The organism is Brevundimonas sp. (assembly GCF_036677305.1).
Classification (GTDB): Bacteria; Pseudomonadota; Alphaproteobacteria; order Caulobacterales; family Caulobacteraceae; genus Brevundimonas.
The window spans coordinates 1-7,206 of the sequence record NZ_JAKFEB010000242.1 but is presented as its reverse complement, the minus strand read 5'-3'; the positions used below and the strand labels follow the sequence as shown (position 1 = coordinate 7,206).

The following is a 7,206-nucleotide window of genomic DNA, read 5'->3' as shown; positions in this document are numbered from 1 at the left end:
CTGATGCGGACCGCGGCCGACGAGGCGGAGATCCTGACCCTGGCGGTGCGGCCCGGCGCGCGGCGACGGGGCCTGGGCGCCGAACTGGTCGCGCGCGGCGCGGCCGAGGCCGCGGCGCGCGGGGCGACGCGGCTGTTCCTCGAGGTGGCCGACGACAATGACGCGGCGCGCGCGCTTTACGCCGGCGCGGGGTTCGAGGAGGCCGGCCGGCGACCGCGTTACTACGCCCGCGCCGACGGATCGCGGCGGGACGCCTTGCTACTGGCTCTCAACTTGCCCGGACGGCTTCCCTAGGGGCGCCTGCCCGCCTATCCTTGCGCGCATGGACCGGATTGAAAAACTCTGCGCCGAACGCGGCATGCGAATGACCGAACAGCGCCGCGTCATCGCGCGCGTGCTGTCCAGCGCCGAGGACCATCCCGACGTCGAGGAATTGTACCGGCGCGCGTCCGGCATCGACCCCCATATCTCGATCGCCACCGTCTACCGCACGGTGCGCCTGTTCGAGGAAGCCGGCGTGGTCGAGAAGCACGACTTCGGCGATGGGCGCAGCCGCTATGAAGAGGCCGGCGACGACCATCATGACCACCTGATCGACACCCGGTCCGGCGAGGTGATCGAATTCTTCGACGCCGAGATCGAACGGCTGAAGACCGAGATCGCCGAACGGCTGGGCTTCGAACTGATCGGCCACAAGCTGGAACTGTACGGCAAGCCGATCGAGGGGGCCGAGCCGGGGAAGCGCGAAGGGCTGATCTTCAAACGCCACGCCGCCCGGGTCGAGGCCGGGGATGTCGATCCGGACTAGACGTCGTCGTCCCCGACCGGGCCGCCTTCATTCTCGAGCCGGACGATCGAGCGGACGTCGCGACGGTTGAATTTCAGGCGCACGCCGGCGCCGGCGCCGTTCTCGTCGATGAAGACCGCGCCTCCCGACTCCAGCGCCGTCCGCAGACGGACCACGGCCTCGGCGCCGGGATGGATCCTGCCTCGCTCGAAGGCCGTCAGCGCCTCGATTGTCAGGCCTGACAGGCGGGCGACATGGTTCCGGGGCCATTCGACGAGGACGCGGGCCGCGCAGGCCTGGGGACCGGTGATCGTCATGATCGGCAGCTCCTTTGACCCCCTCACCCTAGACCATGCCGCAGCCCCGCCGGAAGGGTCGCGCGGGGCGATGGCGCGAACGGCGGCCGGGCGCTAAAACCGCCGCATGACCGAAACCCTCGTCCCGCCGGCGGCGTCGGACGGACAGGCCGCGCCGAAGCGCCTGTTCATCAAGACCTACGGCTGCCAGATGAACGTCTATGACTCCGAGCGCATGGCGGATGTGCTGCGGCCGCTGGGCTATGCGACGACGGACACTGCGGCGGACGCGGACTTCGTCATCCTCAACACCTGCCACATCCGCGAGAAGGCGGCCGAGAAAGTCTATTCGGAGCTCGGCAAGCTGAGAGAATTGAAGGACGCCCGGGCGAGGAATTCGACGACGAAAACCGGGACGCCGGAGAATTCGATGATCATCGCCGTGGCCGGCTGCGTCGCCCAGGCCGAGGGCGAGGAGATCATGCGCCGCCAGCCGGCGGTCGACATCGTGGTCGGACCGCAGGCCTACCATCAGCTGCCCGAACTTCTGACCCGGACGGCCCGGGCGCGGGGCGAGCGGATCGGCGCCGACTTCGCCCCCGTCGACAAGTTCGACGCCCTGCCGCAGGTCCGCGGCGTGGACGGCCCGACCGCCTTCCTGACGGTGCAGGAGGGATGCGACAAATTCTGCACGTTTTGCGTCGTGCCCTATACGCGCGGCGCCGAATGGTCGCGGCCCGTCGCGGCGGTGCTGGCCGAGGCGCGCGAACTGGCGGGACGCGGCGTCCGTGAGGTCACGCTGCTGGGACAGAACGTCAACGCCTATGACGGCGAGGGCGCGGACGGAAAGCCCTCGACCCTGGCACGGCTGGCGTACGCCCTGGCCGAAATCCCCGGCATCGACCGCATCCGCTATACGACCAGCCATCCCAACGACATGTCCGACGAACTGATCGCCGCGCATGGCCGGCTGGAGGCCCTGATGCCCTGGCTGCATCTGCCGGTGCAGGCGGGGTCCGACCGGGTGCTGCGGCTGATGAACCGCAAGCACGGGCGGGCGAAATATCTCGACCTGGTCGAGCGCATCCGTGAAAGCCGGCCCGACATCGCCATGGCGGGGGACTTCATCGTCGGCTTCCCGGGCGAGACGGACCGGGATTTCGAGGACACGATGGATCTGGTGCGGCGGGTGAACTACGCCTCGGCCTTCGCCTTCATGTATTCGCCCCGTCCCGGCACGCCGGCGGCGACCATGGCGGGACAGGTCCCGGACGCGGTTTCGCGCGAGCGGCTGCACGCCCTGCAGGCCCTGCTGGCGGAACAGCAGCTGGCCTTCAATCGGGACAAGGCGGGGCGGACCTTCGACGTCCTGTTCGAGAAGAAGGGCCGTCACGGAGCCCAGGCCGTGGGGCGTTCGCCCTGGCTGCAATCGGTTCACGTCGACGACGCGGATCATCTGATCGGCCGGATCGTTCCGGTGACGATCGACAAGGGACAACAGAACTCCCTCGCTGGCCGCCTCTCCTCCACGCCGTCATCCTCGGGCTTGACCCGAGGATCAGACGATCCGCGTCTGGATGGTTCGGCCCGGCCCGCAATCGGCGCCTCGCTTTCATCGGCGGGACGCACAACATCTGATCCTCGGGTCAAGCCCGAGGATGACGGCCCTGGGAGAATGCATGGCGCGTGAGAGTGAGTTTCTGGCCCTGGGCGACGAAGCCCTTCGCGCCGTCATCGGTCCCGGCAGCCGCCACCTGGCCCTGATCGAGGACCGCTTCAAGGTTCTGGTCGAGACGCCCGGCGGCGGCGTGTCGATCAATGGTTCGTCGAAGGACCGGTCCCAGGCCAAGCGCGTCATCGACACCCTGGCCAGACGCGCCGAGACCGGCGCCGAGATCACCGAGGCGGACGTGCGCACGGCGCTGGGCGCGGCGACCGCCCAGCCGCGGGCAGGGCAGGGGAGCGTGGCGCCCGACGCCGTCGCCCTGCCGGTCGGGCGGCGCGGGGCCATTGCGCCCAAGACGGCGGCCCAGGCCAACTATCTGGCGCTGCTGTCGCAGTGCGAGCTGACCTTCGGCGTCGGCCCGGCGGGCACGGGCAAGACCTTCCTGGCGGCGGCCTACGGCGCCTCCCTGCTGCGGCGGGGGCAGGTCGACCGGCTGGTCATCACCCGTCCGGCCGTCGAGGCGGGCGAGAAGCTGGGCTTCCTGCCGGGCGATCTGAACGAGAAGGTGGATCCCTATCTGGCGCCCATCTGGGAGGCGCTGAACGACATCCTCGGCCCCGACGACGTCCGCCGTCGCCGCGACAAGGGGGAGATCGAGGCGGCGCCCATCGCCTTCATGCGCGGCCGGACCCTGGCCCACGCCTTCATCATCGTCGACGAGGCCCAGAACACCTCGCGGCTGCAGATGAAGATGGTCCTGACCCGGCTGGGCGAGGGCGCGCGGATGGTGGTGACCGGCGACCCGTCGCAGGTCGACCTGCTGAACCCGCGCGATTCCGGCCTCAAGCACGCCCTGCGCATCCTCGAGGATGTGAAGGGGGTCGGGGTGCAGCGCTTCCAGGCCGAGGACGTGGTCCGTCACGCCATGGTCGAGCGGATCGTGCGCGCCTACGACGCCGACGCGGCCGCCCGCCGCCCCGCCGCCGATCTGGAAGACCCCGACGCATGATCGAGGTCGAGATCGAGGATGAGGCCTGGAGCGCAGCCCTGCCGGACGCCGAAGCGGTGGCCGAGCGGGCCGCCATCGCGGCCCTGGGCGCGGTTGAGGGCGACGTCGTCGTGCTGCTGACCGACGACGAGGGCGTGCGCGACCTCAACGCCCGTTTCCGCGAAAAGGACCGGCCGACGAATGTACTATCCTTTCCGGCGGCGGAGAGCGCGGCGCCGCATCTGGGCGATCTGGTGCTGGCCTACGGCGTCTGCGCCGCGGAGGCGGCGGCGCAGGGCAAGACGCTGGCCGACCACCTGAGCCACCTGACCGTTCACGGCGTGCTGCATCTGCTGGGCCGCGATCATGAGGCCGAGGAAGAGGCCGAGGCGATGGAGGGCGAGGAGCGATCCATTCTTGCCAGCCTGGGCGTCGCCGACCCATACAGGCGCGATGACCCATCCCAAGGCGACGCTTGAGACCCACGGTTCAAGGGACGGCCGCACCGCGCGGCTGATCCTGCGGTTCGGCCGGATCGGCCTTGCGCTGGCGGCGGGCGCCGCCGCGGCGCTGGCGCATCCGCCGTTCGGGATCCTGCCGGGGCTGCTCGGCTACGCCCTGCTGATGTTCCTGTCCGAGCGCTCGGCGGGCGCGCGGGGAGCCTTCTGGATGGGCTGGCTGGCCGGCTTCGCCTATTTCTTCATCAGCTGCTGGTGGGTGGCCGAGGCCTTCCTGGTCAATCCGGCGCAGGCCTGGATGGCGCCGTTCGCGGCCAGCCTGCTGCCCATCGGACTGGGCCTGTTCTGGGGCGCGGCGACGGCCCTGTACCGGCGGTTCATGCCGCAGGGCGTCCGCCGGGTGCTGGTCTTCGCCGCGCTGTTCTGCCTGCTGGAATGGCTGCGCGGCCACGTGCTGACCGGCTTCCCGTGGAACCCCGCCGGCGCGAGCTGGAAGGCGGGCTCGGCGGGGTCGCAGTTCGCGGCGGTCGCGGGGGTCTACGGCCTGGGCTTCGTCACCGTGGCGGCCGCGGCGGCCTTCGGTCCCCTGCTGGGCGCCGGACCGCGCCGGAACCGCATCGCCGCGGCGCTGCTGGGGGCGGCGGCCCTGGGCGCCCTGCTGGTCGGCGGGACGATGCGGCTGTCGCAGGCGCGGCTGGAGCTGACCGACACCGTGGTGCGGATCGTCCAGGCGGACGTGCCGCAGGAATCGAAATGGTCGCCCGAGGCCTATCGCGGGATCGTGGATCGCTACGTCAATCTGACGTCCCGGCCCGGCGCGGTGGTCCCGGACCTGATCGTCTGGCCGGAGGGGGCGCTGCCGGCCTCGGCCAACCAGGTCTTCGCCCCGGGCTCGGCCGACGCCGACGCCATCGCCCGCGCGGTGCAGCCGGGCCAGAGCCTCATCGTGGGTCTGGGCCGCGGCGTGCCCGATCCGACGGCGCCTGAGGGCGGCCGCTACTACAACAGCCTGTTCGTCCTGACCGACGAGGGGGGCAGCGGCCTGAGGATCAGCGCCACCTACGACAAATACCGTCTGGTGCCGTTCGGCGAATACCTGCCGGCGGGCGGGCTGATGGGCGCCCTGGGCGTGCGCAGCCTGACCCATATGCCCACCGACTTCAGCGCCGGTCCGCTGCCGGCCCCGATCGATATTCCGGGCGCGCCCCGGGCCCAGCCGCTGATCTGCTACGAGAGCCTCTATCCCGGTTTCACCCCGGGCGGAGCGGGGCGGCCCGGCTGGATCGTCAACATCTCGAACGACGCCTGGTTCGGGCGCACCTCGGGCCCGTTGCAGCATCTGAACCTGGCCAGCTATCGCGCCATCGAGACGGGCCTGCCCGTGGTCCGCTCCACGCCGACGGGGGTCTCGGCCATGATCGACCCCTGGGGCCGGGTGGTCGGCGACCAGAGGCTGGAACCGGGCGAGAGCGGGGTCATCGACGCGCGTCTGCCGCGACCGACGGGGTTGACGCCCTACGGGCGATTCGGAGATCTGATGTTCTGGCTGTTCGTACTGGCCGGCCTGGCCCTGGCGGGTCCGTGGAGCCGGCTGAGTCGGCGATAAAACACCGGTCTCCTAGGGTGAAAATTCGCCGTTAGGGAGAGCTTTCCCGCATCGCGCGAGGCGCTGAAAGGGTTACTCAACCAAGGCTGGGCGTGGCGCCCCGCTTTTTGCATTTTTTGATGACAGCAGGCACAGCCGGGCGCATTCAGGCTCTACGGTACCAACCGAAGGACGAGTAACGATGGCGAGAGGCAAGGGCGAGGACGGACCTCATCCCGTGGACCGGCATGTCGGCCGGCGAGTCTGCGAGAAGAGGCTGGCGCTCGGCTACAACCAGAGTGACCTCGGTCGGGCCCTGGGCCTGACCTTTCAGCAGATCCAGAAGTACGAAAAGGGCGCAAACCGGGTTTCAGCCTCGAAACTCTGGGACATCGCCCGATTCTTCAAGGTCGATATCGGCTATTTCTTCGAGGGCCTGAACGGGGCCCAGATGGCGGGCATGGCCGAGGGCGGGGCGGCTTACGAGCACGACTTCCCGGCCACGCGCTACACCATCGAGATCAGCCGCCTGGCGCCCCAGTTGTCCAGCCGGCAGCAGAAGCTGGCGCTGGAACTGATCCGCGACATGGCCGACCGCAAGGAAACGGACGAGGTCTGACCCCGTCCGTCTATTCCTGCGCCGCCCGCCGCTGGCCGAAGGTCGGTGCGCGGTCCTTCTGCCCGGCCCAGTAGGCGGCGCCTTCGCGCGGCTTGAACATGGTCTTGGGCACGCCGTCGCGCGACACGACGGCGAAGGTGTTGGTCGAGGCCTGATACAGCAGCACATCGCCATTGGGGCGCTCGACCCGGTCCGTGCCGGCCGGAGGCCGTTCGGTGAAGGCCTCGACCTTCGCCAGATAGTCCTGCGGCGTCCGCGCCCCGAAATCCGCCCCGTTGCGCTCGAACAGTCGCGCGACCTTGGCGTCCACCGTCTCGCGCCGGTTGGCGGTCAGCACCGGTTTCGCCGGCTCATCAGCGGGCGCGGCGCCGGCGGTCCCGCCGGGGGCGCCGCCCGTGGCGGTGAGCATCACCCCGGCGGCTTCCTCCGCCGCCCGTTCCCGGGTCTCGACGGCCGAGCCGCCGTTGCCGCACGCCGACAGCAGGGCCGCCATTGCGGCCGCGATCCAGATCCTGGAGATCATTCTATCCTCCCGAAGGTTGAAACTCCCGGGACCGGACATAACCACAGGTCTCATGTTCTTGCAATGTTCCGATATCGGGCCGGGCGCCTCGACGGAACGGACCGGGATGGCTAGATGACCGGCATGACCTCCGCCGCCCTGTCCGGACGCAAGATCCTGCTCATCGTCGGCGGCGGCATCGCCGCCTACAAGGCGCTGGAGCTGACGCGGCTGCTGAAGAAGGCGGGCTGCGAGGTGATGAGCGTCCTGACGTCGGCGGGCGCCGAGTTCGTCACCCCCATGTC

At 69.9% G+C, this 7,206-nt stretch carries 10 protein-coding genes; 8 read left to right on the top strand and 2 right to left on the bottom strand.

The genetic code is table 11. The annotated features are described in order from the left end of the window. Window positions 1-294 (top strand): GNAT family N-acetyltransferase (locus V6M42_RS13790; protein ID WP_332679012.1); only part of this gene is annotated, 294 nt, incomplete at its 5' end. A gap of 28 nt (window positions 295-322) precedes the next feature. Then, window positions 323-808, top strand: coding sequence for a Fur family transcriptional regulator (locus V6M42_RS13785; RefSeq protein ID WP_332657929.1), 486 nt, complete (start codon window positions 323-325; stop codon window positions 806-808). Here V6M42_RS13785 and V6M42_RS13780 read toward each other — a convergent pair. Continuing rightward, window positions 805-1,104 (bottom strand): DNA-binding protein, encoded by a 300-nt coding sequence (locus tag V6M42_RS13780; protein ID WP_332679011.1) that lies wholly within the window; start codon window positions 1,102-1,104, stop codon window positions 805-807. The genes V6M42_RS13785 and V6M42_RS13780 overlap by 4 nt on opposite strands. Window positions 1,105-1,210: 106 nt before the next feature. On the opposite strand from V6M42_RS13780, the gene miaB reads away from it, so the two are divergent. The 5 genes from miaB (at window position 1,211) to V6M42_RS13755 (ending at window position 6,399) form a co-directional block, all read left to right on the top strand. Next, on the top strand, window positions 1,211-2,773 hold the full coding sequence (gene miaB / locus V6M42_RS13775) for a tRNA (N6-isopentenyl adenosine(37)-C2)-methylthiotransferase MiaB (protein ID WP_332679010.1): 1,563 nt from the start codon (window positions 1,211-1,213) through the stop codon (window positions 2,771-2,773). Continuing rightward, window positions 2,763-3,758 carry a PhoH family protein gene (locus V6M42_RS13770; protein ID WP_332679008.1) on the top strand — a complete coding sequence of 332 codons (996 nt, stop codon included), beginning with the start codon at window positions 2,763-2,765 and terminating at the stop codon, window positions 3,756-3,758. The genes miaB and V6M42_RS13770 overlap by 11 nt, the downstream gene beginning before the upstream one ends. After that, window positions 3,755-4,216: an rRNA maturation RNase YbeY gene (ybeY, locus tag V6M42_RS13765; RefSeq protein ID WP_332679007.1), complete on the top strand. Its 462-nt coding sequence runs from the start codon at window positions 3,755-3,757 to the stop codon at window positions 4,214-4,216. Before V6M42_RS13770 ends, ybeY begins: the two co-directional genes overlap by 4 nt. Continuing rightward, window positions 4,191-5,801: an apolipoprotein N-acyltransferase gene (gene lnt / locus V6M42_RS13760; protein WP_332657924.1), complete on the top strand. Its 1,611-nt coding sequence runs from the start codon at window positions 4,191-4,193 to the stop codon at window positions 5,799-5,801. The genes ybeY and lnt overlap by 26 nt, the downstream gene beginning before the upstream one ends. Window positions 5,802-5,982: 181 nt before the next feature. Continuing rightward, window positions 5,983-6,399: a helix-turn-helix domain-containing protein gene (locus V6M42_RS13755; protein WP_332657923.1), complete on the top strand. Its 417-nt coding sequence runs from the start codon at window positions 5,983-5,985 to the stop codon at window positions 6,397-6,399. A 10-nt stretch (window positions 6,400-6,409) separates the two neighbouring features. On the opposite strand, the gene V6M42_RS13750 is transcribed toward V6M42_RS13755, so the two are convergent. After that, window positions 6,410-6,922 (bottom strand): S-type pyocin family protein, encoded by a 513-nt coding sequence (locus V6M42_RS13750; protein WP_332679005.1) that lies wholly within the window; start codon window positions 6,920-6,922, stop codon window positions 6,410-6,412. A gap of 123 nt (window positions 6,923-7,045) precedes the next feature. Between V6M42_RS13750 and V6M42_RS13745 the strand changes: the two genes are divergently transcribed. Then, window positions 7,046-7,206, top strand: a 161-nt coding sequence (locus V6M42_RS13745) for a flavoprotein (protein WP_332679014.1), incomplete at its 3' end; no start/stop codon positions are given.